The organism is Brachybacterium squillarum M-6-3 (genome assembly GCF_000225825.1).
In the GTDB taxonomy this organism is placed as follows: Bacteria; Actinomycetota; Actinomycetes; order Actinomycetales; family Dermabacteraceae; genus Brachybacterium; species Brachybacterium squillarum.
This window is the reverse complement of the sequence record NZ_AGBX01000001.1, coordinates 474627-501550: the sequence shown is the minus strand read 5'-3', so window position 1 is coordinate 501550 and position 26924 is coordinate 474627. Positions and strand designations below refer to the sequence as shown.

19 protein-coding genes and 2 pseudogenes are annotated in these 26924 nt (G+C 72.9%); 7 read left to right on the top strand and 14 right to left on the bottom strand.

Translation table 11 applies throughout. The annotated features are described in order from the left end of the window. Nucleotide 1: 1 nt before the first annotated feature. The 8 genes from OM98_RS02345 to rhaI all read right to left on the bottom strand — a co-directional run bounded on the left by OM98_RS02345 (nucleotide 2) and on the right by rhaI (nucleotide 10208). Nucleotides 2–1030, bottom strand: coding sequence for a hydroxymethylglutaryl-CoA reductase (locus OM98_RS02345; RefSeq protein ID WP_010532957.1), 1029 nt, complete (start codon nucleotides 1028–1030; stop codon nucleotides 2–4). After that, nucleotides 1030–2148: a type 2 isopentenyl-diphosphate Delta-isomerase gene (gene fni / locus OM98_RS02340; RefSeq protein ID WP_010532956.1), complete on the bottom strand. Its 1119-nt coding sequence runs from the start codon at nucleotides 2146–2148 to the stop codon at nucleotides 1030–1032. The genes OM98_RS02345 and fni overlap by 1 nt, the downstream gene beginning before the upstream one ends. Further along, the gene (locus OM98_RS02335) at nucleotides 2141–3307 is read right to left on the bottom strand and encodes a phosphomevalonate kinase (RefSeq protein WP_010532955.1); all 1167 of its coding nucleotides are present in this window, start codon (nucleotides 3305–3307) and stop codon (nucleotides 2141–2143) included. The genes fni and OM98_RS02335 overlap by 8 nt, the downstream gene beginning before the upstream one ends. Continuing rightward, on the bottom strand, nucleotides 3304–4305 hold the full coding sequence (gene mvaD / locus OM98_RS02330; protein ID WP_010532954.1) for a diphosphomevalonate decarboxylase: 1002 nt from the start codon (nucleotides 4303–4305) through the stop codon (nucleotides 3304–3306). The genes OM98_RS02335 and mvaD overlap by 4 nt, the downstream gene beginning before the upstream one ends. Next, nucleotides 4302–5291 (bottom strand): mevalonate kinase, encoded by a 990-nt coding sequence (mvk, locus tag OM98_RS02325; RefSeq protein WP_010532953.1) that lies wholly within the window; start codon nucleotides 5289–5291, stop codon nucleotides 4302–4304. Before mvk ends, mvaD begins: the two co-directional genes overlap by 4 nt. Nucleotides 5292–5458: 167 nt before the next feature. Then, nucleotides 5459–6958: a rhamnulokinase gene (locus tag OM98_RS02320; protein ID WP_139017544.1), complete on the bottom strand. Its 1500-nt coding sequence runs from the start codon at nucleotides 6956–6958 to the stop codon at nucleotides 5459–5461. A gap of 5 nt (nucleotides 6959–6963) precedes the next feature. Then, nucleotides 6964–9030 (bottom strand): bifunctional rhamnulose-1-phosphate aldolase/short-chain dehydrogenase, encoded by a 2067-nt coding sequence (locus OM98_RS02315; RefSeq protein WP_010532951.1) that lies wholly within the window; start codon nucleotides 9028–9030, stop codon nucleotides 6964–6966. 2 nt (nucleotides 9031–9032) lie between these two features. Then, a complete protein-coding gene (gene rhaI, locus OM98_RS02310; RefSeq protein WP_010532950.1) occupies nucleotides 9033–10208 on the bottom strand; it encodes an L-rhamnose isomerase in 1176 nt (391 codons plus the stop codon). Nucleotides 10209–10432: 224 nt separating this feature from the next. On the opposite strand from rhaI, the gene OM98_RS02305 reads away from it, so the two are divergent. The 3 genes from OM98_RS02305 to OM98_RS02295 all read left to right on the top strand — a co-directional run bounded on the left by OM98_RS02305 (nucleotide 10433) and on the right by OM98_RS02295 (nucleotide 13247). Further along, the gene (locus OM98_RS02305) at nucleotides 10433–11767 is read left to right on the top strand and encodes an MFS transporter (protein WP_010532949.1); all 1335 of its coding nucleotides are present in this window, start codon (nucleotides 10433–10435) and stop codon (nucleotides 11765–11767) included. After that, nucleotides 11764–12177, top strand: a complete 414-nt coding sequence (locus OM98_RS02300) for an L-rhamnose mutarotase (RefSeq protein WP_010532948.1) — start codon at nucleotides 11764–11766, stop codon at nucleotides 12175–12177. The genes OM98_RS02305 and OM98_RS02300 overlap by 4 nt, the downstream gene beginning before the upstream one ends. Nucleotides 12178–12239: 62 nt before the next feature. Further along, nucleotides 12240–13247, top strand: coding sequence for an alpha/beta hydrolase (locus OM98_RS02295; protein WP_010532947.1), 1008 nt, complete (start codon nucleotides 12240–12242; stop codon nucleotides 13245–13247). 10 nt (nucleotides 13248–13257) lie between these two features. Here OM98_RS02295 and OM98_RS02290 read toward each other — a convergent pair whose 3' ends face one another. The 6 genes and pseudogenes from OM98_RS02290 to OM98_RS02265 form a co-directional block, all read right to left on the bottom strand. After that, nucleotides 13258–14517: a D-arabinono-1,4-lactone oxidase gene (locus OM98_RS02290; protein ID WP_010532946.1), complete on the bottom strand. Its 1260-nt coding sequence runs from the start codon at nucleotides 14515–14517 to the stop codon at nucleotides 13258–13260. A gap of 38 nt (nucleotides 14518–14555) precedes the next feature. Beyond that, nucleotides 14556–16064: an L-arabinose isomerase gene (gene araA, locus OM98_RS02285; RefSeq protein ID WP_010532945.1), complete on the bottom strand. Its 1509-nt coding sequence runs from the start codon at nucleotides 16062–16064 to the stop codon at nucleotides 14556–14558. 255 nt (nucleotides 16065–16319) lie between these two features. Next, entirely contained in the window at nucleotides 16320–18206 is a 1887-nt protein-coding gene (locus OM98_RS02280) for a BCCT family transporter (protein ID WP_010532944.1), read from the bottom strand. 325 nt (nucleotides 18207–18531) lie between these two features. Further along, nucleotides 18532–19265, bottom strand: a pseudogene (locus OM98_RS14390) (L-ribulose-5-phosphate 4-epimerase). Nucleotides 19266–19375: 110 nt separating this feature from the next. After that, nucleotides 19376–21001: an FGGY-family carbohydrate kinase gene (locus OM98_RS02270; RefSeq protein ID WP_010532943.1), complete on the bottom strand. Its 1626-nt coding sequence runs from the start codon at nucleotides 20999–21001 to the stop codon at nucleotides 19376–19378. A gap of 106 nt (nucleotides 21002–21107) precedes the next feature. Further along, nucleotides 21108–22118, bottom strand: a complete 1011-nt coding sequence (locus tag OM98_RS02265) for a LacI family DNA-binding transcriptional regulator (protein ID WP_029362634.1) — start codon at nucleotides 22116–22118, stop codon at nucleotides 21108–21110. A gap of 315 nt (nucleotides 22119–22433) precedes the next feature. On the opposite strand from OM98_RS02265, the gene OM98_RS02260 reads away from it, so the two are divergent. The 4 genes and pseudogenes from OM98_RS02260 to OM98_RS02240 all read left to right on the top strand — a co-directional run bounded on the left by OM98_RS02260 (nucleotide 22434) and on the right by OM98_RS02240 (nucleotide 26854). After that, on the top strand, nucleotides 22434–23477 hold the full coding sequence (locus OM98_RS02260) for a substrate-binding domain-containing protein (protein WP_010532941.1): 1044 nt from the start codon (nucleotides 22434–22436) through the stop codon (nucleotides 23475–23477). A 67-nt stretch (nucleotides 23478–23544) separates the two neighbouring features. Continuing rightward, nucleotides 23545–24914 (top strand): annotated as a pseudogene (locus OM98_RS14385) (extracellular solute-binding protein). A gap of 72 nt (nucleotides 24915–24986) precedes the next feature. Continuing rightward, nucleotides 24987–25937 (top strand): carbohydrate ABC transporter permease, encoded by a 951-nt coding sequence (locus OM98_RS02245; protein WP_010532938.1) that lies wholly within the window; start codon nucleotides 24987–24989, stop codon nucleotides 25935–25937. After that, complete coding sequence (locus OM98_RS02240) at nucleotides 25934–26854, top strand: carbohydrate ABC transporter permease (RefSeq protein ID WP_010532937.1); 921 nt, start codon at nucleotides 25934–25936, stop codon at nucleotides 26852–26854. Before OM98_RS02245 ends, OM98_RS02240 begins: the two co-directional genes overlap by 4 nt. Nucleotides 26855–26924: the final 70 nt, after the last annotated feature.

The following is a 26924-nucleotide window of genomic DNA, read 5'->3' as shown; positions in this document are numbered from 1 at the left end:
CTCACCGTTCGAGGGCGACGTGCGCCCGCATCAGCTCGCCCGGGTTGGTCTGGGCCGCCAGCAGGGACAGCTCCCCGCAGAGCACGGTGGCGGCGGTGATGGCGGCCAGGCGACGGGCGTTGCCGCCGGGCTCACGGTCCTCGCGGCAGCCGAGGCGCACCATGGCCTCCTCGACGGCCGGCAGGTTCTTGCCGTTGCCGACGGTGCCGACGATCAGGTGCGGCAGCGAGCAGGAGAAGTACAGGCCCTCCTCGCGCGTCTCCGCGTAGGTGATGCCCTGGGAGCCCTCCACGATGTTCGCGGCGTCCTGCCCGGTGGCCAGGTAGATGCCCAGCAGCATGTTCGCGTAGTGGGCGTTCGCCGAGCGCAGCGCCCCGGCGATGGTGGAGCCGACCAGGTTCTTCTGCACCACCAGCTCGGTGACCTGCGCGGCGGTGGTGCGCAGGTGCGTCTCCACGATGTCGTGGGGGATGAGGATGTCGGCGATGACGTGCTTGCCGCGACCCAGGATGCCGTTGACGGCGGTGGCCTTCTTATCGGAGCAGAAGTTGCCGGAGACCGAGCCGTAGGACAGCCCCAGGTCCCAGCCGAGGATGGTGCCCATCAGGGCGTCGGCGGCCTGGGTGACCATGTTGTGGCCGGAGGCGTCGCCGGTGGTGAGGGCGAAGCGCAGGTACAGCAGGTTGCCGACGATCTCCTCGTGGATCTCCTCCAGCCGGGCGAAGCGGCTCTGGCCGGCCACGACCTCCTGCAGCTCGGCGAAGCGGCCGCGGATGGCGGTGACGGCGCGGTGGGCGCCGGCGGCGTCGCGGGCCACGAACAGGCTGGAGCGGGTCATGCGCTCGCCGACCACCTGGGCGTGGATGCCGCCCTCGACCAGCCGGGAGATCTTCGCGCCGCGGCCGACGGAGGGCCACAGCGGGGTCTCGTAGGTGGCCAGGGGCACCTCCACGGGGCCCTCGACGGCGTTGCCGCTGAGATGCAGCGGGCCCACCCAGCGGGTCGGGATGGGGGTGGTGGATGCGCTCATTATCGGCTCCTCGTCGTGCGGGACGAATGGTCGGTGCCCGGCTGGGAGCGGCGGGCGTAGGCAGCTGCGTCGATGCCGCGCAGTGCGGTGAACTCGGCCAGCGGGCCGCGCAGCAGCACGTCGGTGCGCTGCAGGGCGGCGGGGTCGGGGGCTCCCAGCAGGGCCATCAGCTCCCGCAGCTGGGTCAGCCAGCCCTCGATCGCGGTGGTCGCGGCCTCGGCCCCGCCCTCCACAGCGGGGGAGAGGAAGGCCCCGGCGACGCCGACGGCGCGGGCGCCGAGCGCGAGCGCCCGGATCACGTCCAGCGGGGAGCGGACCCCGCCGGAGGCCAGCAGCGCGGGGGAGTCCGCGGGGGCGTCCAGCAGGCAGGCGGGGGCGGAGAGGCCGAAGCCGGTCAGCGCCGCGTAGTCGGGCGCCGCGGAGCCCTCCCGGCGGGCGTTCTCGATGCGCAGGAAGTCCGTGCCGCCCTTCCCGCTGACGTCGGCGACGCGCACGCCCATCCCGTGCAGGCGGGTCAGGGTGCGGCCGCTGAGGCCGAAGCCGACCTCCTTGACGATCACCGGCACCTCCACGGCGGCCACGATCTGCTCGAGCAGCCCGGCCCAGGCGGAGAAGCCGCGGTCGCCCTCGGGCATCACGGTCTCCTGCACGGCGTTGAGGTGGATCTGCAGGGCGTCGGCCTCCAGCAGCTCCACGGCGCGGCGGGCGTGCTCGACGCTGCGGCCGATGCCGAGGTTCGCCATCACGAAGCCCTCGGGGTTCTCCTCGCGGATCACGCGGAAGCCGTCGGCGGTCTCGGGGTGGTCCAGCGCGATGCCGACGGAGCCGGAGGCCATCGGGATGCCGGTCTCGCGGGCGGCGATCGCGAGGGCACGGTTCACGGTGCCGGTGCGATCGGTGCCGCCGGTCATCCCGTTGATGTACAGCGGAGCGTCCCAGCTCAGCGTGTCGACGGCGGTGGCCAGGGACACCTCGGCCACGTCGATGCCGTCCAGGGCGTGGTGGACCAGCTCGACGGCGTCGAAGTCGGTGGGGCGGGGCGCCTCGGCGCGCTGGGCGTGGGCCAGGCGCAGGTGGTCGTCCTTGCGGCGTCCGGAGAGGGTGGTGGGCTCACGCATCGGCGGCGGCCTCCTGCGGCGCGAGCGCGGCGGGGACCGCCGGGTGCACGGCGAGGTCGAGGCGACGGATGCCGGTGGCCTCCCAGGCCGCCAGCAGCTCCGCCTGGGGCGCGGTGACGGGGGCGAGCACGATCCCGCAGTCCCCGCCGCCCGCGCCGGAGGGCTTGCCGGCGGCGCCGTGCTCCTCCGCGGTGTTGCACAGCAGGCGCAGCTCGTCGGTCTCGATGGCGATGCCGGAGGAGATGCCGAGGCCCTGCAGCAGGCGGCGGTGGCGGCGCACCAGCTCGGGGGTGCGGCCGCCGTCGGGGGCGGCCAGGCTCTCCACCAGGGAGTCCACACTCTCGCGGCTCGCGGCGACGAAGTCGGCGTAGGCGATGCCCTGCGCGCTCGGCTCCTCGGCGCCGGCGCCTGCGCGGCGGCCGCCGCTGCGGGGACGCACCCCGCCCACCAGGCGCTCGGTGGAGGCGGGCGAGCCGGTCCAGCCGACCAGCAGGCGCAGGGCGGGCGGCTCCGGCAGGGCGCGCACGCTGAAGGGCTCCCACCCGGGGGAGTCCAGGGTGTCGGTGACGGACAGGCGCGCCAGGTCAGCGCGCAGACGGGCCCGGTCGGGGGCGGTGTAGCGGATCCAGCCGCCGAAGGTCGAGGCCGCGAGGTCGCCGCCGGAGGCGTTGGGCGCCACCTCGATGGTCGCCAGCAGCGCCATCCGGTAGCGGTCGGTGCGGCCCAGCCCCGTCCCGTAGAACGCGTCCAGCGCGGCGATCACGGCGACGGTGACGGCCGCGGAGGAGCCCAGGCCGAACTTGCGGCCCGAGGAGTCGTCCAGCTCGGAGGAGATGTGCAGGTCGAAGTAGCGGGCCGGCAGGCCCCGCTCGGCACGCAGGCGCTCCATCACGGTGATGGCGCTGAGCACGTAGTCGTAGGGCTGGTGCTCGATGACGATGCTGACGGCGCCGCTGTCGGCGTCCTCACCCTCGGCGCGGGTCCACAGCACGGGCGCCTTGCCGTACTCGGAGGAGTGCACCTTGCCGACGTCGTCGCTGGGCACCAGGCGCACGGTGAGGTAGCGGTCCACCGCCACCAGGACGGCGGGCTCGCCGGGCTCGACCACCGCGTACTCCCCGGCGATGAACAGCTTGCCGGGGGCGCGGGTCTCGATCACGCGGGCACCCCCGCGTCGGGTGCGGGCTCGACGGGCTCGACGGGCTCCTCGACCAGTGCGGCACCCGGACCGGCGCCGACCACCCGCACCTGGCCCAGGCCCTCGACGCGGGCGGCGACGGCCGCGGCGTCCTCGGGGCGGCAGACCAGCACCACGTTCGGGCCGGCGTCGGCGGTGGCGTAGGCCTCCAGGCCCTCGGCGCGCATCTGCTCGGCGGCGTCGAAGACGGCGACGGAGGCGGCGCGCAGGTAGCGCAGCGGCGGCTCGGCCGCCTGGATGGAGGCGTGCATGCGCAGGGCACTGACCTCGGTGAGCTCCCCGACGCGGGTGAAGTCCCCGGCGCCACAGGCGACGGCCATCTCGGCCAGGGTGCGCTCGGTGGAGGACACCCAGCCCGGGTAGTAGGGGGAGGTGGCGATGGTGCGGCGCATCGCCTCACGGCTGGAGACGGCCTTGGTGGAGCCGTCGATGGTGACGATGACCATCGCCATCGCGGGCCCGGCGATGGGCTCGGCGAAGGAGCTGGCGTCGTCGATGCCGGCGTGCCAGATGGCCAGCTCCGGCACGATCGAGCGGCAGGCGGAGCCGGAGCCGCGGCGGGCCAGACGGCTGAGGTCGCGGGGCTCCAGCTCCAGGCCGTAGGCGGCGGAGGCGGCCAGCGCCAGGGCGGCGAAGCCGGAGGCGGAGGAGGCCAGGCCCGCCCCGGTCGGGGCGAGGTTCACCGAGCGGACCACGGCGTGCTCGGAGGCGCCGGCCCACTGCCGCACCAGCTCCAGGAAGGCGGTGACCCGCTCGGTCTGCCCCTCGGTGGCGGCGGCGCCGTTCAGGGTGAAGGCGTCGCGCTCCTCGCCGCGAAGCTCCACGGTGGTGGTGGTCGCGAAGGCGTCCAGGGTGAGGGAGAGGCTGCCGGCGGCGGGCAGCATCAGCTGCTCGTCGCGCTTGCCCCAGTACTTCACCAGGGCGATGTTCGGGTGGGCGCGGGCCGTCGCGGCGGTCATGCGGTCGCTCCGATCACGGTGGTCCAGACCTGCGCGGCGCCGGCCCGGCTGAGGGCGCGGGAGAGCTCCCCGGCCTCGGGCAGGGACGGCGCCAGGGCGATCACGCAGCCGCCCTGGCCGCCGCCGGTGAGCTTCGCGCCCAGCGCGCCGGCGCCGTGGGCGGCGGCGACCAGGGTGTCCAGCTCGGGGCTGGAGACGCCGATGGAGCCCAGCAGCTCGTGGGCCTCGGTGAGGCGGCCGCCGAGGGTGGTGCGGTCGCCGGTGGCGAGGTCGGTGACGGAGCCCTCGGCGAGGGCGCCGAGACGGTCCAGGGCGGCCTCGGTGGCGCGCGGGGCGCTCTCCCGCAGGGCGCGCACGGAGGCGACGGCGGAGGAGGTGGCGCCGGGGATGCCGGTGTCGGCGATGACCAGGGTGACGGGGGCGGCGACCTCGACGGGCCGCACCTCGCCGTGGTCGAAGCGGATGGGCCCCTCGGCGACCACGGTACGGGCGTCGATGCCGCTGGGGGTTCCGTGCGCGGTGCGCTCGGCCTCCTGGATCAGGGCGTGCTCGAGCCCGGGGTCCAGCGGCGGGGCGCCGGCGGCGTCGGCCACGGCGCGGACGATGGCGGCGGCCACGGCGGCGCTGGAGCCCAGGCCGCGGGCGATGGGCAGGGCGGACTCCATGGCCAGGGTGGTGCCGTGGGGGTCGGTGCCGAAGTGCTCGGAGGCGGCCTGCCAGGCGGCGCGCACGGGGGCCAGCTTCGCGGGGGCCGCGGCGGAGGGGCCCTCGTAGATGCGGCTGACGATGCGCGGCTCGCGCTCGCCGCGGACCTCCTCGAGGAGGGTGGCGTGGGTGGGCAGGATCTCGACCGGCACCGCGATGGCCGCGGAGCCGTAGACGACGGAGTGCTCGCCGAGCAGGATCGCCTTGGCGTGCGCACTGCCGGTCCCGAGCGTGGTCGAGGGGGGCGCGTCCGCGGGGGCGAGGGGGGTTCGGGGGATCAACCGGGTCCGGTCCTGTCTGGGAGGTGCCTGCGGGAGAGGAGGCAGGTCAGAGCGTATCGGTGTCCATCCCAGGATGGGGCCTCGCGGGCGCGCAGACCATGCGGACGCGTCGATTCTCACCGAACCCTCACGTTCGCTCCCCAGGGCGTTCCCGGACGGGCGTGCCGTCAGGGGGTGAAGCGCTCCAGCTCCAGCTGCGCGGCGAGGCCGGCGCGGACCGCCGCGAGGTCGGCGTCGAGCGCACCGAGGGCCTGGCCCTGCACGATCACGTTGCCCAGCGCGGAGGCCTCGGCGGGCCCGGCCACCACCTCCACACCCAGGCTGCGGGCGGTGAGAGAGCACAGCAGGGCGTTGCGGGAGCCGCCGCCGACCACGTGCACCCGGGTGGGGAAGGGCGCCCCGGCGGCCTCGCAGGCGTCCTCGACGGCCTCCCGGTAGGCGGCGGCGAGCGAGTCGAGGATGCAGCGGGTGAGCTGGGCGGGGGTCCCGGGGGCGGTGTCGTCCTCGCGGGCGGCGGCGTGGCGGATCCGGCCGATCATGTCCCCGGGCGGCAGGAAGTCGGGGGCGGTGGCGTCGATCAGGAAGCGACCGGCCGGTTCGCGGGCGGCGGCCGCCAGCAGCTCCTCCAGCGGCTGCCGCCCGGCGGGGTCCCCGGCCTCGGCCCATTCGCGGCGGCACTCCGAGAGCAGCCACATGCCCATCACGTTCTCGAGGAAGCGGACGGTGCCGCCCACCCCGGCCTCGTTGGTGAAGCCGCGCAGCCGGGCCGCCTCGGTGAGCACCGGCTCCGCCAGCTCGAGCCCCACCAGGGACCAGGTGCCCGAGGAGATCCACGCGGCCCCCGGGTCGGTCATCGGCACCGCCGCCACCGCGGAGGCGGTGTCGTGGGAGCCCACGGCGATCACCGGCACCTCGCCGATGCTCAGCTCCGCGGCGAGGTCCGGCAGCACGGTGCCGATCACGGTGCCGGGCTCCACCAGCGGTGCGAACAGCTCCGGGCCGACGCCCGCGGCGGCCAGCAGCTCGGGGGACCAGTCGCGTCGGCGCGCATCCAGCATCCCGGTGGTGGAGGCGTTGGTGACCTCGGTGCGGCGCACCCCGGTGAGCAGGTGCCCCACCCAGTCGGGGATCAGCAGGGCGTGCGAGCCCGCGGGCAGGTCCGCCAGGCGGTCCTCGGCGGCCAGCTGGTGGATGGTGTTGAAGACCTGCTGGGCGATGCCGGTGACCGCGTACTGCCGCGAGCGCGGCACGCGCGAGGCGACCGTCTCCGGCTCGCCCTCGGTGCGCTCGTCGCGGTAGGCGATGGCCTCCCCGAGGCGGTCGCCCCGGCCGCTGTCGTCCGGCGGGCCGACCAGCACGTAGTCCACCGCCCAGGCGTCCACGCCGATGGCCTCGATCCCCGCCAGGCCGCGCTCGGTGGTGAGGCCATGGGCGGCGGTGAGGCCGGTGCGGATGCCCTCCCAGAGGGCGTCGACGTCCCAGCACAGGTGCCCCCGGCGCGGGGCGGGGCCGTTGGGGAAGCGGTGCGCCTCCACCAGCTCCGCGACCCCGCCGGCCGTGAGCACGCCGAGCATCACCCGGCCCGAGGTGGCGCCGAGGTCCACCGCGGCCACCGCCCGCACGGACGGGCCCGCTCCGCCCGCGGCGGGAGTGTGCGTCGTCGTCATGGGGGTCAGCGCAGGAAGGCAGCGGCCACGCCCGCATCCACCGGCACGTGCAGCCCGGTGGTGTGGGAGAGGTCCCCGGCGGTCAGGGCGTACACGGCGTTCGCGACGTTCGCGGGCAGCACCTCGCGCTTGAGCAGGGTGCGCTGGGCGTAGAAGGCGCCCAGGTCCTCCTCCTGCACCCCGTAGACCTTGGCGCGGGAGGCGCCCCAGCCGCCGGCGAAGATGCCGGAGCCGCGCACCACGCCGTCGGGGTTGATGCCGTTGACGCGGATCTGGTGCTCTCCGAGCTCGGCCGCGAGCAGCCGCACCTGGTGGGCCTGGTCGGCCTTGGTGGCCGAGTAGGCGATGTTGTTCGGGCCCGCGAAGACGGAGTTCTTCGAGGAGATGTAGATGATGTCCCCGCCCATGCCCTGGGCGATCATCACCCGGGCGGTCTCGCGGGAGACCAGGAAGGAGCCGCGGGCCATCACGTCGTGCTGCAGGTCCCAGTCCTTCGCGGTGGTCTCCAGCAGCGGCTTGGACAGCGACAGGCCCGCGTTGTTCACGATCAGGTCGAGCCCGCCGAAGGCGAGCACCGCCTCGTCGATCGCGGCGATCACGGCCTGCTCGTCGGCGACGTCCGCGCGCAGGGCGACGGCCCTGTCCGGCCCGCCCAGCTCCGCGGCGGTGGCCTCGGCGTTCTCGAGGTTCAGGTCCGCGATGACCACGCAGGCGCCCTCGGCGACCAGGCGCTCGGCCGTGGCCTTGCCGATGCCGGAGCCGCCGCCGGTCACCAGCGCCACCCGGGTCGCGAGTGGCTTGGGCTTCGGGCGGCGCTGCAGCTTGGCCTCCTCCAGCGCCCAGTACTCGATGCGGAACTTCTCGGCCTCGTCGATGGGGGTGTAGGTGGAGACGGCCTCGGCGCCGCGCATCACGTGGATCGCGTTGACGTAGAACTCCCCGGCCACCCGCGCGGTCTGCGCGTCGGCGCCGAAGGAGAACATGCCGACGCCGGGCACCAGCACGATCGCCGGGTCGGCGCCGCGGATGGCGGGGGAGTCGGCCCCGGCGTGGCGCTCGTAGTAGGCGGTGTAGTCCGCGCGGTAGGCCTCGTGCAGCTCCCGCAGCCGGGCCACGGCCTCCTCGACGGGCGCGTCGGCGGGCAGGTCCAGCACCAGCGGCTTCACCTTGGTGCGCAGGAAGTGGTCGGGGCAGGAGGTGCCCTTCTCCGCCAGCTCCGCGAGCTTCGCGGAGGCCAGGAACTCGTGGACGTCCTCGCTGTCGGTCCAGTGGCCCACCATCGGGGCGTCCGTGGAGGCGAGGCCCCGGACCACGGGGAACAGCGCGGAGGCCTTCGCGCGGCGCTCGGCCATGGGCAGGGCGGCGCGCGACGGGTCGTGAGCTCCGAAGGGCTCGGCCGTGCCGCGCTCGGCGAGGAAGGCGGTGGCCCGCTCGATGACGGCCAGGGAGTTCGCCTGCGCCTGCTCCGAGGTGTCGCCCCAGGCGGTGATGCCGTGCCCGCCCAGGATGCAGCCGATGGCCTGCGGGTTCTCGGCCTGGATGGCGGCGATGTCCAGGCCCAGCTGGAAGCCGGGGCGCCGCCACGGCACCCACACCACCTCGTCGCCGAAGCACTCGCGGGTCAGGCGCTCGCCGTCGGCAGCGGTCGCCAGGGCGATGCCGGCGTCGGGGTGGAGGTGGTCCACGTGGGCCTTCTCGACCAGGGCGTGCATGGCGGTGTCGATGGAGGGGGCGGCGCCGCCGGAGCCGAACAGGCAGTGGTCGAAGGCGGCGACCATCTCGTCCTCGCGCTCCACCCCGGGGTAGACGTCACGCAGGGCGAGCACACGGTCGCGGCGCAGCACGGCCAGGCCCTGCTCGGTGAGGGTGCCGAGGTCGCCCCCGGAGCCCTTGACCCACAGCAGCTCGACGTCCTGCCCGGTGACGGGGTCGGGGGCGGTGCCCTGGGCGGAGGTGTTGCCGCCGGCGTAGTTGGTGTTCGCCGGGTCCGCGCCGAGGGTGTTGCTGCGGGCGATCAGGGCGTCGATCGTCGCCCGCGCGCCGGTGTCCGTCGAAGCGTCGATGCTGCTCATGCTCAGGCTCCCCATCCCATCTGGTTCCCGCCGACGCGCTCCTCGGCGATCCTCTGCTCGTACCCGCTGGCGCGGAAGGCCGCGAAGGGGTCGCCGGGCAGGCCCCGCTCCTCGCGGAGGGCGGCCAGCGCGGGCCGCACGTCGGTCCAGAAGGCGTCCATCAGCACCGCGTGCGCCTCCAGCACGTCGTGCCGCGCCTGCGCGTCGGCCAGCGCCGCGCGGTCCACCAGCAGGGCCTTGGCCAGGATCTCCTGTACGTTCATCACGGACCGGATCTGCCCCTGGATCTTGGACTCCAGGTTGTGGCACTGGTCCAGCATGAAGTTCACCCCGGACTCGGGGCGGTGGGCGCCCTGCTGGACGATCTCCACCAGGATCCTGAACAGCTGGAAGGGGTCCGCGGAGCCGACGATGAGGTCGTCGTCGGCGTAGTAGCGGGAGTTGAAGTCGAAGGCGCCGAGCCGGCCCTGCCGCAGCAGCTGGGCGACGATGAACTCGATGTTGGTGCCGGGGGCGTGGTGGCCGGTGTCCAGCACCACCATCGCCTGCTCGCCGAGGGCCAGGCAGTGCAGCAGGCTGGTGCCCCAGTCCGGCACGTCCGTGTGGTAGAACGCCGGCTCGAAGAACTTGTACTCGAGCACCAGGCGCTCGCCGGCGCCGAGGCCCGCGTAGATCTCCCGCAGCGAGTCGCCCAGATGGTCCTGCCGGGCCCGGATCGAGTCCTGGCCGGCGTAGTTGGTGCCGTCGGCCAGCCAGATCTTCAGCTCGTGGGAGCCGGCCTCCCGCATCACCTCGAGGCACTCCAGGTGGTGGTCGATGGCCTTGCGCCGGACCCCCGGATCGGAGTGGGTGAGGGAGCCGAACTTGTAGTCCTCGTCCTGGAAGGTGTTGGAGTTGATCATGCCCAGCGCCACGCCCTGCTCGGCGGCGTGGTCGCGCAGGCCCGCCCAGTCCTCGACCCGGTCCCAGGGGTAGTGCAGGGACACCCGCGGGGCGGCGCCGGTGAAGGCGTGGGTCTGCGCGGCGTCGGCGATCTTCTCGAAGGGGTCGCGGGGGGTGCCGGGGGTGGAGAACACCTTGAAGCGGGTGCCGGAGTTCCCGTAGCCCCAGCTGGGGACCTCGATGCCGAAGTCGGTCAGGTCGCGCGCGATCGGGGCGGGCAGGGTGGTGGGGGACACGGAAGCTCCTTCGCTCAGGGGTCGACGGGGTGCGGGGCGGGAGACCTGCCCGGTCGGGCGGACGATGCTCGTCCACCGGCGACATGCCCGTCTTGAAACGACTCAAGAAGGACGTTAGCATCCCGGTGTCCGGCCGACAAGGCCGCCGGAGCGCCCCGCACCGCCGCCCGCGCTTCACCCGCCGCTCCCCACCCGGGGGCGAACGCCGTCGAAGGAGACCGCCCATGAGCACCACCCCCGCGAGCCCGGCCCCACCGGAACCCGCACCGCCCGCCGCCCCGGCCCGCGTCCGCGGCTGGAAGGCGACCATCGCTGTCGCGATGTCCAACTACATCGAGGCCGGCTCGATCATCGCCCTGGCCACCAGCCTCACCTTCTGGCAGGAGTTCTTCGGCTTCTCGAACTGGGTGGTCGGCCTGGTCGCCGCGATCTCCGCCAACGCCTTCGGCGCCGCCATCGGCGCGATGATCGGCGGACCCCTCGGCGACCGCTACGGCCGCAAGTTCATCTACACCTACGACCTGATCCTCTACATGATCGGCACCCTGCTGGTGGTCTTCGCCGCCGAGGCCTGGATGCTTGTGCTCGGCGTGGTCCTCACCGGCATCGCCGTCGGCGCGGGCGTGCCCGTGGCCTGGACCTACATCGCCGAGCAGGCACCTCACGCCCACCGCGCCCGCCACGTCGGCACCGCGCAGCTGGCCTGGTCGCTCGGCCCCGCCATCGTCTTCGCGATCGCCACCGCCCTGGTGCCGCTGGGGCTGCTGGGGTCGCGGATCATCTTCGCCCACCTCTTCGTGGTCGCCTTCATCACCTGGTGGGTGCGCCGCGGCTTGGCCGAATCCGATATCTGGACCGAGCAGAAGAAGGAGCGCGAGGCCCGCGCCGCCCAGGGTGCCCTCGTGCGCCACCGCGGCATCCGCGAGCTGCTCTCGCACCGCAAGAACATCACCGCGCTGCTGTTCCTCATCGGCGTCTACTCGCTGTGGAACCTGGTGGCCGGGCAGATGGGCATCTTCATGCCCCGCGTCTACGCCACCGCCGGGGTGGAGAGCGCGGCCAGCCAGAACCTGCTGCAGGTGCTGCTGTGGACCATGACCGTGATCGCCACCTATCTCGGCTTCATGCGGCTGGGCGACCGGGTGGACCGTCGCCTGCTCTACGGCATCGGCGCCGCCCTCGGCATCGCCGCCTGGATGATCCTGGTGTTCGCGCACGTCACCATGCCGCTGCTGATCCTCTTCGCCGTGCTCTGGGGCGTCTCCGCCGGCATCGGCGCCCAGGCCTTCTACGCCCTGTGGACCGCCGAGATGTTCGCGACGCCCTACCGGGCCACCGCCCAGGGCGTGCTGTTCTTCGTGGCCCGCATCCTGGTGGGCGTGCTCAGCTACTTCTTCCCGGTCATGCTCGAGACCCAGGGCGTGCCCTTCGTGGGCGTGCTGATGATCGGCTTCCTGCTGGCCTCCCTGCTGATCGGCGTGATCGGCGCCCCCGACACCCGCGGCAAGACCCTCGAGCAGATCGAGCAGGAGCGCTACGGGGAGCGGGTGGCACGATGAACGGAACCCATCAGAAGGCCGCGACGACCGCGACGACCGCGGTGCCTGCCGAGGACCGCCCGGAGCTGGACCGCCTGCTCACCACCAGCGCCGCCCGCAGCCCGCAGCGCTGCTGCTTCCTGCTGCACGTGCGGCCCGAACGCCTGGTGGACTACGTCGAGGCCCACCAGCACGTCTGGGAAGAGATGCGCGAGGCGCTGACCGCGGCCGGCTGGCGCAACTACTCGCTGTTCCTGCGCCCCGAGGACGGCATGGTGGTGGGCTACTTCGAGGCCGAGGACGTCGGGACCGCGCAGCGCGCCATCGCCGAGGCCTCCATCAGCCCCCGCTGGGAGGCGGCGATGGGGGAGTACTTCGCCCCCGGCGGCGGGGAGAAGCAGGTGCTGCCGCAGTACTTCCACCTGCCCTGATCCCGCCGCGAGCACCCGCCCGGTACCTGGGCACCATCAGCTCCCCGTCGATCGGAGACCCCATGTCGCAGCCGCTCGCCCCCGACCCCGCGCAGGCCATGCCCGCGCGGCTCCGCGCCCTGGCTGGCCTCGCCGACTGGTCAGAGGCGCCCGATGGGGCGGAGGAGGCCTGGAACGCGCCCTACGGCCCGGCCGAGAGCTGGGACCCGCGGGTGCGGGACACCACCGCCCCCGGTCCGCACGGCCCCGTGCCGCTGCGCATCTACGCCCCGGCCGGTCGGGCGGAGGCGCCACGGCCTGCGCTGGTGTGGTGCCACGGCGGCTCCTTCCAGCACGGCGACCTGGACATGTCCGAGGCCGACGCCACCGCCCGCGGCGTCGCCGGGCGGGCCGATGCCGTGGTCGTCTCCGTCGACTACCGCCTCTGCGACGAGCCGCCCGGCGGCTCCCCGGCCCGGGCGATCCCCGGGCACGACGGCACCGAGATCCACGCGCCGATCCCGCGGCAGGACGTCGTCGCCGCCGTCGCCTGGACCCGCGAGAACGCCTCCGAGCTGGGCGTGGACCCGGCCCGCCTCGCCCTCGGCGGCACCAGCGCCGGCGGCAACCTCGCCGCGGCCGCCGCCCTGGAGCTGGCCGGGCAGGGCGCGGCCCCCGCCGCCTCCCTGCTGATCTACCCCGTCACCCATCCGATGAACCCCGAGCCCACCGCCCAGGAGGCCCGGGACCTCGCGGAGATGCCCGCCCTGTTCGGCTTCCCGCCCGAGAAGATGCGCTCCATGGCGGAGGCCCACCTCGGGGCGCCCCTGGAACAGGCCGGCCCGCTGGACTTCCCGGGCCTCGCCGGGCCCGCGCAGCTCGCGGCGCTGCCACCCACCTACATCGAGGTCGACCAGTACGACGACCTGCGCCGCGGCGCCCGCCGCTATGCCGAGCAGCTCGCCGCGGCCGGGGTGGAGGTGGCCTGCGAGGTGCGCGAGGGCGTCACCCACGGCCACCTCGACAAGCTCGGCCTCGCCCAGGCGGCCCGCACCATGGACCGGATGACCGAGGTGCTGCGCGCCCTCTGAGCGCGCGGGGTCAGTCCCCGAGCAGCCGGTCGACGAAGGCGTTGGCGAACACGCGGTCCGGGTCCAGACGGTCCCGCAGCGTCCGGAAGTTCTCCAGGCGCGGGTACTGCGACCGCACCTCCGTCGGGTCGGTGGTGAAGACCTTGCCCCAGTGCGGCCGCGGGGCGAAGAGTGCCAGGCGCTCCTCGATCGCGGGCAGCAGCGCCTTCACCTCCGCGGGCCTGCTGCGCCAGGTGAAGTGCACGCAGGCGCTGGTGCGGCCGTGGGCCGGGGAGAGCCACAGCTCGTCGGCCGCGACGGTGCGCAGCTCCGAGGCGTACAGCAGGGGGCGGATGCGCTTGCCGAGCTCGCTGACGGCGGCCAGGGCCGCGGCGACGTCCCCGCGGGCCACGAGGTACTCGGACTGGATCTCCTCGCCCGCGCTGGGGGTGAACTCCATCCGGAAGTGCGGCAGCCGCTCGACGAACGGCCCGGGGGTGCCGCTCTGATCGGTGCAGGAGTCGGCGGACAGCTCCGGCAGCGGGTGCACGGGGTCGGGGGAGCGGCGGGCGCCGTGCCAGATCACCGGCGGGAGCTGCGCGGCGACCTCCCGGTCAGGGTCCAGGCGCTGCTTGGACCAGACCTGGTCGATGCGGCCGTCCCAGCGGTGGAACAGGCTCACGCTGGTGGCGCCGCCCAGCAGGGCGTCCAGCCCCTCCGCGGTGACCTCCGCGGCGGGTACGTCGCGGTGGACCACCTGCGCCCAGTCGGCCGCGGGCTCGAGGTCCAGGGTGAGGTGGGTGAAGACGCCGAGCACCCCGAGGGAGAGCACCACCCCGCCGAAGACCTCCGGATCGTCCTCGCGCGTCAGGCGCACCAGGTCACCCTCGGCGCCCACCATCTCCACCGCGCGGACGGAGGCGGCGAGCACGGCGAGGTCGTCGCCGGAGCCGTGGGTGCCGGTCGAGCCGGCCCCGCCCTCGGAGATGTGCGGCAGCGAGCCCATGTTCGCCAGCGCCAGGCCCTGCGCCTCGACGGCCCGGGCCACCTCGCCGTAGCGCACCCCGGCGGCCACCCGCACGGTGCGGGCGACGGTGTCGACCTCGATGTCCGCGGGCATCGCCTGCAGGGTCACCAGCGGGCCGTCGCTCGCGGCGATGGTGGAGAAGGAGTGCCGGGTGCCGAGCGCCCGGATCCGGAAGGCCCCGGCCACCAGCGCCTGCAGCTCGGGGACCGAGGCGGGGGCGTGCAGCGGCCCGGGACCGTAGGCGACCGTCCCGGACCAGCTCACGCCCGGATCAGCGAGGTGCTGAGTACCGGCCATGCTGCTCAGAAGCCCTGGGCGAGGCGGTGGAACACCTGGTTCACGCGCAGCTCCTGGGCGAAGCCGCGCACGGTGGTGTCCTCGTCGATGACCGCCAGCTCCAGGTCGCCGATCTCGGCGAGGACCTGCCAGGTCTCCAGGTCCACCGCGGTGGACATCACCGTGTGGTGGGCGGCGCCGGCGGCGAGCCAGCAGGTCGCGGAGGTGCGGAAGTCCGGGGCGGGCTCCCAGATCGCGCGGGCCACGGGCAGCTTCGGCAGCGGGGCGTCGGGCTCGACCACCTCGACCACGTTGGCCGTGAGGCGGAAGCGCTCACGCAGGTCACTCATGGCGACGACGACGGCGGGGCCGGGGTCGGCGGTGAAGACCAGGCGCACCGGGTCCTCGCGGTCGCCGATGCCCAGCGGGTGGATCTCCAGGGTGGGCGTCGCGGTGGTCAGCGAGGGGGAGACCTCGAGCATGTGGGCGCCGAGGATCTTCTCCTGCCCCGGGGTGAGCTCGTAGGTGTAGTCCTCCATCAGGGAGGCGCCGCCGGGCAGGCCGTGGCCCATCACGGCGGCGACCCGCACCAGGATCGCGGTCTTCCAGTCGCCCTCGGCGCCGAAGCCGTAGCCGTCCGCCATCAGCCGCTGCACGGCCAGGCCCGGGAGCTGCCGCAGCCCGCCGAGGTCCTCGAAGTTGGTGGTGAAGGCGCCGAAGCCGCCGCCCTCCAGGAAGGAGCGCAGGCCCAGCTCCTGGCGGGCGCCGTAGCGCAGGGACTCGTGGCGGTCCCCGCCGGCGCGCAGCGCGGGGGCCACGTCGTAGAGCTCCTCGTACTCCGCGACCAGGGCGTCGACCGCGGCGTCCTCCACCGCGTCCACGGCAGCGACCAGGTCGTTCACGCCCCACGTGTTCACGGAGACGCCGAGCCGCAGCTCGGCCTCGGTCTTGTCGCCCTCGGTGACCGCGACGTTGCGCATGTTGTCGCCGAAGCGGGCCAGGCGCAGCTGGTGCAGCTCGGCCCAGCCGGTGGCGGCGCGGGCCCAGCGGGCCACGTCGGCCTGCACGGCGGGGTCGCTCGCGTGGCCGACGACGGTGGTGCGGCGCACCCCGAGGCGGGTGGCGATATAGCCGAACTCGCGGTCGCCGTGGGCGGCCTGGTTCAGGTTCATGAAGTCCATGTCGATGCTGTCCCAGGGCAGGGCGACGTTCGCCTGGGTGTGCAGGTGCAGCAGCGGGGTGGTGAGGGCGTCCAGGCCCTGGATCCACATCTTGGCGGGGGAGAAGGTGTGCATCCAGGCGATCACGCCGATGCAGGCCGGGTCGGCGTTGGCCGCGAGGGCCGTCTCGCGGATGGCGTCGCGGTCGGTGAGCACGGGCTTCCAGACGATCCGCACCGGGATGTCGGCGGCGGCGTCCAGGGTCTCGGCGATGGTGCGGGACTGCTCGGCGACCTGGTCCAGCGTCTCAGGGCCGTACAGGCCCTGGCTGCCGGTGAGGAACCAGATCTCACGGGTCTCGAACGGATTGTCCACGGTGACTCTTTCCGGAGAGGGGGCGGCAGCGGCCGCGGGGCGACGGCGCCGTCTGACCCCCTCAGTGTGAACGTTAACATCGCGAGGTGTCAAGGGAGGCCCCACCCCTCCCCGAGCCCCGGTCCCGCCGCTGCGCGGGCGGGCACCGAAAAAGGGACACCGGTGTGCAGCCGACCCCCAGGAGGGGGTGGGTGCACACCGGCGTCCCTTTTTCCGTCACCGCCGGTCACGCTCGGGGCGGGACCGGCGGCAGGATCACTGCGGCGGGTTCGCCGAGCCCAGGCGACGGCCGGGCTTGGCCGGCTTGCCCTTCGGGTCGAAGGCGCCGCGGGTGCGGTTCAGGCGGTAGTCGATGCGCTCGTCCACGTAGTGCTCGAGGTGCTCGTTGTCCGCCAGGCCGGAGCTGAACTCCCCGGTGATGTACTCGGTGACCTGTTCGATGCGCTCGATGCGCTCGTGCTGGCTCAGCACCGCGTGATCGAGGGCCAGGGCCTTCATCAGCGCCACGCACATCATCAGCAGGATGATCGAGAACGGCAGCGCGGTGACCAGCGAGCCGGCCTGCAGCGAGGTCAGCCCGCCCGAGAGCAGCAGCGCGATGGCGAGGAAGCCCTCGAGCAGCGCCCACAGCACGCGGGACCAGATCGGCGGGTTCGGGTGGCCGCCGGAGGCGAGCATGTCCACCACCAGCGAGCCGGAGTCCGAGGAGGTGATGAAGAAGATCGTCACCAGCACGATGCCCAGGATCGAGAGCAGCCCGGTGGCCGGGAAGTCCTCGAAGATGCGGAACATCGACTCCTCGGCGGTGATCTCGCCGAGGTCGCCCGCGCCGAACCACTGGCGGAACAGTCCGTTGCCGCCCCAGATGGAGAACCAGATCATGCCCACCAGCGAAGGCACCAGCAGCACGCCGGTGATGAACTGGCGCACGGTGCGGCCGCGCGAGATGCGGGCGATGAAGACGCCCACGAAGGGGGACCAGGCGATCCACCAGCCCCAGTAGAACAGGGTGTTGCCGGAGAACCAGGACTGCGAGGCCTCGTCGCGCGAGTAGGCGCCGATGTCCAGGGTCATGTTGAAGAAGTTCGCCAGGTAGATGCCGAGCGACTCGATGAAGTTCTGGGCCAGGAACACGGTGGGACCGAAGACCAGCGCCACGATCATCAGGATGCCGGCCAGGGACAGGTTGGCGTTGGAGAGCCACTTGATGCCCACGCCGACGCCCGAGACCACGGAGAGGGTGGCCAGGAAGGTGATGACGACGATCAGGATGATCAGGAAGGTGTTCGTGGCCTCGCCGACCAGGCCGATGGCGCTCAGGCCGGCGGCGATCTGCTGAACGCCCAGGCCCAGCGAGGTGGCGATGCCGAACACGGTGCCGACGATCGCGAGGACGTCGATGACGTCGCCGACCCAGCCCTTGACGCGCTCGCCGAAGATCGGCTCGAGCGCCCAGCGAATGGAGACGGGGCGGCCGCGACGGTGGATCGCGTAGGCCAGGCCCAGGCCGATCACGGCGTAGGCGGCCCAGGGGTGTACGCCCCAGTGCATGAAGGTCTGCGCCATGGCGAGGCCGGAGAGCTCGACGCCCTCGCCCTCCCAGCCGGGCTTGACGTTGGTGGTGGTGAAGCCGAGCGGCTCGGCCACGCCGTAGAAGACCAGGCCGATGCCCATGCCGGCCGCGAAGAGCATCGCGAACCAGGACAGCAGGCCGAACTCGGGCTCGTCGTCGTCACGGCCCAGGCGAATGCGGCCGGAGGGGGAGATGGCCAGCACGATCGCGAAGATCACGAAGATGAAGATCGCGAGCATGTAGAACCAGCCCAGGTTCGCCACGATCCAGTTCTGGGTGCCGCTGAGCACCTCGCCGGAGGAGGTGGGGAACAGGACGGCCAGCACGGCCACGCCCAGGATGATGATGAGGGCCGGGAAGAACACGGCCGGGGCGATCGTGCCCTTGGAGATGCGGGCGCCCTGGCGGCGCAGCTTCTCGGTGATCTGCTCGTCGTCGTCCTCGTCGGCGATCTGCACATGCTTGGGCAGGTGGACGCTCTCGGGGAGGTCTTCCGGCCATTCGGTCGGGTCGTGGCGCGTGGAGTCCTCGGGCATGGTGCCCGAGCCCTGACTCTCGGTACTGCTCATCGCGGTCCATCCTCTCGCGGTCGGTGCGCGACTCCGCGGGCTGCGGCCGCGACGCGCTCCACCACCGGGACGAGCTCGAGGGGAAGGCGCTCGCAGGGCCGTGCCGGGGTGGTGCGGAGGCACGCTGATCTACGGGCGATGCGCCCCATGTTCTCACAGGGAGGCGTGGTAGCCGGGATCGAGGGTGCGTGCAGCGTGATCTCGGTCCCCCTGCCGTGCCTGGCGACGGGACCCGTCGACGTGACCTGCTTCGCGTGCCCGGACGGGCTGTGACCTGCCCGTGACCTGCTGAGACCTGCACCGGCCCGTTCAGGTCTGTGCAGTGTCAACCCTGCTCGGCGTGCTGGCCGTAGACGTTCTGGTAGCGCGCGAAGAGCGAGTCGATCAGCTCCTGGGGGATGGGCAGCGGCTCGCCGAGCTGGCGCGAGATGTGGACCGTGCGGGCCACCTCCTCGCACATGACGGCGGCCTTCACGGCGTCCTTCGCGTCGGAGCCGATGGTGAAGGGGCCGTGGTTCTGCATCAGCACCGCCCGGGAGCGGGAGTCCCGCAGGGTCTCGACGATGCCGCGGCCGATGGAGTCGTCGCCGATCACCGCGAAGGGGCCGACGGGGATCGGGCCGCCGAACTCGTCGCCCATCATCGTCAGCACACAGGGGATCTCCTCGCCGCGCGCGCCCAGGCGGTCGCGTAGGTGGAGTGCGTGTGGACCACCCCGCCCACCTCGGGCAGGTGCGCGTAGACGTAGGCGTGGGCCGCGGTGTCCGAGGAGGGGGTCAGGCGCTCGGGGGTGCCGTCGGCGATCTTCGCGCCGTCCAGGGTGCACACCACCATCGCCTCGGGGCTCAGCTCGTCGTAGGAGACGCCGGAGGGCTTGATGACCAGCAGCCCGGGCACGCCGGCCGCCTCGGTGCCCGGCACCCGCTCGGAGACGTTGCCGGCGGTCCAGACCACCAGGCCGTTGCGGGGCAGCTCGGCGTGGAGCGCGGCCACGCGCTCGCGGGTGGCCGCCACCGCCTCCTGGACGGTCTCGGGCAGCTCGGTGAGGACGAGGGGCATCGCGTCTCCTGGGGCAGGACGGGGCACAGGGGCGTGCCGGGCGGGGTCATGCAGGTGCGAAGGGCGGATCCGGCGAGGGGCCGCCCCGTGATGCGGTCGGGTGCGCCGGGTCAGGCCAGGCGCTCGCCGGCCAGACGCTCGACGGGCAGGCCGTCGCGGTAGGCCTCCAGCCAGCGGGCGAAGCCGGCGACGCCCTCGGGGTCCGGGCGCAGGGTGGTCAGCTCCTGATCCGCGAAGATGCGGGAGGCCAGGTGCGCGGAGAGGGTGCCGGGCTCCTCGCCGCGGGCGTGGGCGGCGGTGTAGCCGGCGAGCAGGGCCATGCCCCAGGCGCCGCCCTCCCCGGCGGACTCGCCGAGGGCGACGGGGGTCTCCAGGGCGTCGGCCAGCACCTGCTGCGCGACGCCGGCGGTGCGGAAGATGCCGCCATGGGCGTACATCACGTCCAGGCGCACGCCCTCGTCCTTGCGCAGGGCCTCCATGCCGACCGCGAGCGCCCCGAAGGCGCCGTGCAGCTGGGCGCGCATGAAGTTGTTCAGGGTGAAGTCGGCGTCCTGGCCGCGCACCAGCAGCGGGCGGCCGGAGGGCACCTGCGTCTGGTGCTCCCCGGAGATGTAGTTGTAGCTGAGCACCCCGCCGGCGTCGGCCGCGCCCTCGGCCCCGGCGCGGAACAGCCGGGAGTAGAGCTCCTCGGTGTCGACCTCGGCGCCGAGCAGGCTCGCGGCGGCGCCGATCACCCGCAGCCAGGCGTCGAGGTCGCCGGTGCAGTTGTTGGTGTGGATCATCGCCACCGGGTCCCCGGCCGGGGTGGTGACCATGTCGATCTCCTCGCGGGGGCCGGAGAGGGCGCCCTCGAGCACGACCATCGCGAAGGCGCTGGTGCCGGCGCTGACGTTGCCGGTGCGGGGCTCGACGGCGGCGGTGGCGACCATGCCGGTGCCGGCGTCGCCCTCGGGCGGGGCGGTGATCGCGCCGGACCGCAGGGTGCCGGAGGGGTCGAGCAGGCGGGCGCCGTCCTCGCTGAGGGTGCCGGCGTCCCGCCCGGCGACCAGCACCTCGGGCAGGATCCCGGCGAGCGACCAGGGCACCTCGGCCAGGGCGTCCATGGCGGCGGTGCGCTCCAGCAGCACGGCGTCGAAGGCGTCCCCGGAGGCGGCGATGGGGAACATGCCGGAGGCGTCGCCGACGCCCAGCACGCGGCGCCCGGTGAGCTTCTCGTGCACCCATCCGGACAGGGTGGTGATCGCGGCGATCCGCGCCACGTGCTCCTCGCCGCCCATCACGGCGTGCAGCAGGTGGGAGATCGACCAGCGCAGGGGGATGTTCAGGGCGAGGGTCTCGCTGAGCAGGGCGGAGGCGTCCGCGGTGAAGGTGTTGCGCCAGGTGCGGAAGGGCGCGATCTGCTCGCCGTCCGCGTCCAGGGCGAGGTAGCCGTGCATCATCGCGGAGATGCCGAGGGATCCCAGTTCGGTGAGCTCCTCCCCGTGCCGCTCGCGGACCGCGGCGGCGAGCTGCGCGTAGCAGGCGGCCACGCCGTCCAGCGCGTCCTGCAGGGGATAGGTCCAGGCGCCGTCGCTCAGGGACGACTCCCAAGCGTGGGAGCCGATGGCCAGCACGGTCCCGGCGTCGTCGACCAGGGCGGCCTTGATGCGGGTGGAGCCGAGCTCGATACCGAGGTGGGCGCGGCCCTCGCGGATGGTCGCGGCGGGGTCGGCGGGGGACACGTCGTCGTGCGTCATGGGCTCAGACAACCAGCCCCGTCGAAGCATGTCAACGTTCACATCGGACATCCGTGCTCTCCGGGCGACGGTGCTGGCCAGCGCGCCGCGGCGGGTGCTGCGCGGCTCAGGCGGCGGGGTCGGTGGAGCCGCGCACCACCAGGGTCGGGGCGAGGGCCTGCGACACCTCCGCAGGCGCGCCGCCCTCGACGGCGGCCACCAGCTGCGTGAGCGCCTCGTGCCCGAGACCCGAGAAGGGCTGGGCGACGGTGGTCAGGCCCGGACGCAGGTACCCGGCGCCGATCACGTCGTCGAAGCCGACCACCGCGACGTCCTCGGGCACCCGCAGGCCGTGGCGGGCCAGGGTGTGCAGCACGCCCATCGCCATCAGGTCGTTGGCCGCGAAGATCGCGTCGGGCCGCCCGGCCGCGAGCAGCCGCTCGGTCATGGCCGCGCCGGAGGCGGGGGTCCAGTCGCCCCCGGCCAGCACCTCGCCGTCGATGCCCGTGGCCTCCAGGGCCTCGAGCACCCCGTCGCGCCGGGCGCGGGCATCGGCCCAGTCCTCGGGGCCCGCCAGATGCGCGATCCGTCCCCGGCCGCGTTCCCGCAGATGCTCGACCACCTGTCGGGCGCCCGCCCGCTGGTCCACGCCGACCGTGCGCACCCCGGGCAGGTCCGAGGGTTCGGCGGTCACGGCGAGCACGGGGGTGGTGCGGGCGACGGCCTCGACCGCGGGCAGCATCGCGTCGTGCCCCGCGATCACGACGATCCCGTCGGCGCCGGAGCCGTGCAGCTCGGCGCCCACGGCGCGGCCCTCGTCCCCCGGGCGGGCGGTGGTCAGCAGCACCGCGTAGCCGGCCTCCCGGGCCGCCGCCTCGATGGCGGTGGTGGTCTCGCTGGGGCCGAACAGGCCGGTGCCGTCGGTGAGCACCCCGATCAGCGAGGAGCGGGTGGTCTTCAGGGCGCGGGCGGCGCGGTTGCGCATATAGCCCAGGTCCGCGATCGCGGCGGTCACGGCCTCGCGGGTGCTCTCGCGCACCAGCTCCGGCTCGTTCAGCACCCGGGAGACGGTCTGGATGGAGACCCCGGCGCGGCGGGCGACATCCGCCATCGAGGGGCGGCGGGAGGGTGCGCTCACGGGGTTCCTCTCGGGAGGGGCGGGGTCGCGGGACGAGCTGCGGGACGAGTATGTCGACTGCGTCCCGGTCCGCCGCCACTTTGCGGCATCGTGACCCGCGGTGTCCGGGACCTGCGTGACACGCCGGAGAGTGTGAACGTTAGCATCCGACCAGCTCTGCGCCATCGGCGGAGCGGAGCGCGGACCGCATCGCTGCGGTCCCTCTCGCGAGTGCAGGCGTGGACGGACGGCGAGGGTGCCGTCGACCACCGGTGACTCGCGGGAGATCTCGACGGCCCGGATGTGCCGTCGGACGACGTCTCAAGGAGGAGACCCATGCACAACCGGAGAAGCTTCCTGCTCGGAGCGACCGCCGCGGGCGCGGCCCTGGGCCTGGCGGCCTGCGGCGGCGAGGGCGCCGGATCCGGCGGGCCCGATCCCGACGCGGACCCCAGCGACCTCACCGTCGGCGGCGCCATGCCCACCCAGCAGCAGATCGACCAGATGATCACCTCGGGCGTCGCCGCCCTGCTGATCGCCTCGATCGACGGCGCCTCGCTCTCCGCCCAGCTCGACGCGGCCGCCTCCGCGGGTATCCCCGTCATCGCCTACGACCGGCTGCTCACCGACAGCGAGAACGTCGACTTCTACGTCACCTTCGACAACTACGAGGTGGGCGTGAACCAGGCCAACTACCTGCTGTTCGGGCTGGGCCTGCTGGACGAGTCCTTCGAGCCCGCGGGCGACGCCCCCGAGGGCCCGCTGAACATCGAGCTGTTCGTCGGCTCGCTCGACGACAACAACGTCCACCTGTTCTGGCAGGGCGCCGTGGACACCCTGCAGCCCTACATGGACGGGGGCACCCTGGTCGTCCCCGCCGGGCAGACCGGCATCGAGCAGGCCGCCACCCAGCGCTGGGAGCAGGAGACCGCGCAGACCCGCATGGAGAACCTGCTGACCACGCACTACAACGGCGGCGAGGAGCTGCACGGCGTGCTCGCCCCGGCGGACCCGCTCTCGCGCGGCATCATCAACGCCCTGCAGAACGCCGGGCTCGGCCCCACCATCGAGGAGGGCCTGCCGATCGTCACCGGGCAGGACGCGGAGATCACCTCCATCAAGCTCGTCGCCGACGGCGTGCAGGCCTCGACCATCTTCAAGGACACCCGCGACCTGGCCGAGCAGGCCATCGTCGCCGCCGAGGCCTACCTGACCGGCTCCGAGCCCGAGGCCAACGACACCGAGACCTACGACAACGGCGTCAAGGTGGTCCCCTCCTACCTGCTGGAGGTGCAGATGGTCCTCGAGTCCAACTACGAGGAGATCCTCGTCGACTCCGGGTACTACGCCGAGGAGCAGGTCGAGTCCGGCCAGCTCTGAGACCCCGTGTCGAGAACCGGGCCCGGCGCGCCGTGGCTGCGCCAGGGCCCGCCCGAAGGAGGGCAGCATGAGCGATCACATCCTCGAGATGCGGTCGATCACCAAGAAGTACCCCGGGGTGACGGCGCTGTCCGACGTCTCCCTGAGCGTCCGCGAGGGCGAGATCCACGCAACCTGCGGGGAGAACGGCGCTGGGAAGTCCACCCTGCTGAAGGCGCTCTCGGGCGTCGAGCCCGTCGGTACCTACGAGGGCGAGATCCGCTTCCGCGGCGCCCCGTCTCCTTCCACTCCGTCAACGAGTCGGAGGAACAGGGGATCGTCATCATCCACCAGGAGCTGGCGCTGATCCCCCATCTCTCGGTGGCGGAGAACATCTTCCTCGGCGACGAGCGCAGCCGCGGCGGCGTGATCAGCTGGCACGAGACCCACGCCCGCGCCCCCGACGTGGCCGTCATGCACGCCGCCCGCGTGCCCGGCTACGCCCCCGGCGGCCTGCTGGACCCCTGGGACCTCGACCTGCTCGCCGAGTTCGGCGTCGTGAAGGAGGACTTCCCCGAGCTGATCTGGGAGAAGATGCAGGTCGACGGGCAGCTGCTGGACATCGCCCTGGACTCCCACCCCTTCGTCATGTACTACAACACCGACATCGCGGAGGCCGCCGGGCAGCTCGACTCCGAGGGCCTGCTGCTGCCGGTGGACACCCCCGAGGCCTTCCGCGAGCAACTCCTCGCGCTCGGCTCCGAGGCCCCCAGCGGCTTCGGCCTGTCCGGGGGCTACCTCGGCGACGGCTCGAACCAGTGGTGCATGTTCGAGACCTACTACACCCAGCTCGGCGGCACCATCGAGCTGCCCGAGGGCGGCACGATGCAGTACCAGGAGGAGCTGGCCATCGAGGCCATCGAGTACATCCTGTCCCTCATCGACGGGGAGGTCGGCAACGGCCAGCACGACGGCGGCACCGCCATCTCCGAGTTCGCCACCGGCGGCTCCGGCGCCTTCTTCGGCGGCGTCTGGGAGACCGGCAGCTACACGAACGAGGGCGTGCCCTTCGACATGCAGGTGATCCCCGGCGTCCTCGGCCCGCCCGCCGCCTACGCCGACTCCCACTCCTTCGTGCTGCCGCACCAGACGGACCCCGACCCCGAGCGTCGCCGCACCGTGCACCAGCTTGTCGCCTACCTGCTGAAGAACTCCCTGGAGTGGGCCGGCGCCGGGCACATCCCCGCCTACTCGCCCATCGTCGAGGACCCCGGCTACGCCGAGCTGGTGCCCCAGTCCCACTACGCCGAGGCCACCGACTACCTGGTCCACGACCCGGTCTCCTGGTTCACCGGCTCCGGCAGCGACTTCCACACCTACTTCGGCAACGACATGCAGAACGTGTGGGCTCGCCGCACCGAGCCCTGGACGGCTGGAACGCCTTCGTCGCCCGGGTGAACTCGCTGCTCGACCAGCCGAGCCCGATGTGAGCCCCGCCGACCGCCCCCGCATCGTCGAAGGAGACGAGAGATGACCACCGCCGAGGGCCTCACGCCCACCACGACACCCGCTTCCGGCACTGCGCACCTCGCCGAGGGACGCCGCCGGCGCCGCCGCTCCGACACCCTGCGCGGCTGGATCTACTGCTCCCCGTTCCTGATCGCCTTCGGGCTGTTCCTCATCTGGCCCACCGTCTACGGGCTGTGGATGAGCTTCACCGGCACCAGCCTGGCCGGCACGAACACCGAGTTCGTGGGCCTGACCAACTGGATCGAGGCCCTGGGCGATCCCAACGTGTGGTCCTCGCTCGGCAACACCGCCTGGTTCACCATCCTCTCCACCATCCCGCTGGTGCTGGTGGCGCTGATCCTCGCGGTGCTGGTGAACATCGGCCTGCCCGGCCAGTGGTTCTGGCGGCTGTCCTTCTTCATGCCCTTCCTGCTGGCCTCCACCGTCGTCTCCCAGTTCTGGGTGTGGATGCTGAACCCGCAGCTGGGCCTCGTGAACACGGCGCTGGGCTGGTTCGGCATCGAGGGCAAGGCCTGGCTGCAGGACCCGAGCACCGCCATGATCGCCGTGGTCGTCACCACCGTGTGGTGGACCGTCGGCTTCAACTTCCTGCTCTACCTCGCGGCGCTGCAGAACATCCCCGAGCAGCTCTACGAGGCGGCCTCCCTGGACGGCGCCGGCCGCTGGCGCCAGTTCGTCTCCATCACCGTGCCGCAGCTGGCCCCCACCACCGTGCTGGTGCTCGTGCTGCAGCTGCTGGCCTCGCTCAAGGTCTTCGACCAGATCTACCAGATGACCGGCGGCGGCCCCGGCGGCTCCACCCGCCCCGTGCTGCTGTACATCTACGAGGTCGGCTTCACCGGGTACCGCCTGGGCTACGCCTCGGCGATCTCCTACATCTTCTTCTTCCTGATCATCCTCATCTCGGTCGCCTACATGGTGATCTCGTCCCGACGGAGCGTGAAGGCATGACCACCGCGACCCCCGCCACCCCGGCCATGAGCTCCTCGCACCGCGCCGCCGCGCGCACCGCGGAGGCCGTCGTCTCCACCCGTCGTCGCAAGCCCCTGGACCCCTTCCGCATGGTCGCCTTCGTGATCCTCGCGGTGCTGGCTGTCGCCTGGCTGGTCCCGGTGCTGTGGGCGGTGCTGACCTCCTTCAAGTCCGAGGCGGAGGCCGCCGCGCTGCCGGTGCGGATCATCCCCGAGGGCGGATTCACCCTGGACGCGTACATCCAGACGCTGAGCTCCTCGATGGTGCCGCGCTGGGCCTGGAACAGCCTGCTCACCTCGACCCTGGTCACCGTGATCACGGTGGCGATCTCGGCACTGGCCGGCTATGCCCTCTCCCGGCTGCGCTTCGCGGGGCGGAACGTGATCACGATGCTGATCGTCGCCTCGATCATGATCCCCGGGCAGATCCTCATCGTCCCGCTGTTCCAGCTGATGCTCTCGCTGAACCTGGTGGACACCTACTGGGGGATCGTGCTGCCGCAGGTGGTGGCCGCCCCGATGGTGTTCATCCTCAAGAAGTTCTTCGACCAGATCCCCATCGAGCTGGAGGAGGCGGCGCTGATGGACGGCGCCAGCCGGCTGAAGATCTTCTGGTCGATCATCCTGCCGCTGTCCCGGCCGATCCTCGGCGCGGTCTCGATCTTCGTGTTCATCGGGGCGTGGAACAACTTCCTGTGGCCCTTCATCGTCGTCAACGACGCGAACCTGATGACGCTGCCCACCGGCCTGCAGACCGTGATCAGCGCCTACGGCATCCAGTACGCGCAGAACATGGCCCAGGCGGTACTCGCCGCGCTGCCGCTGATCGTGGTGTTCCTGTTCTTCCAGCGCCAGATCATCAAGGGCATCGCCACCACCGGCATCGCCGGGCAGTGAGCGGCCCGGCGAGCGGCGGTCCGCCCGGCGCTGCCCGCTGAGGTGTACAGAAACCTGGCTGTGGTGGTAG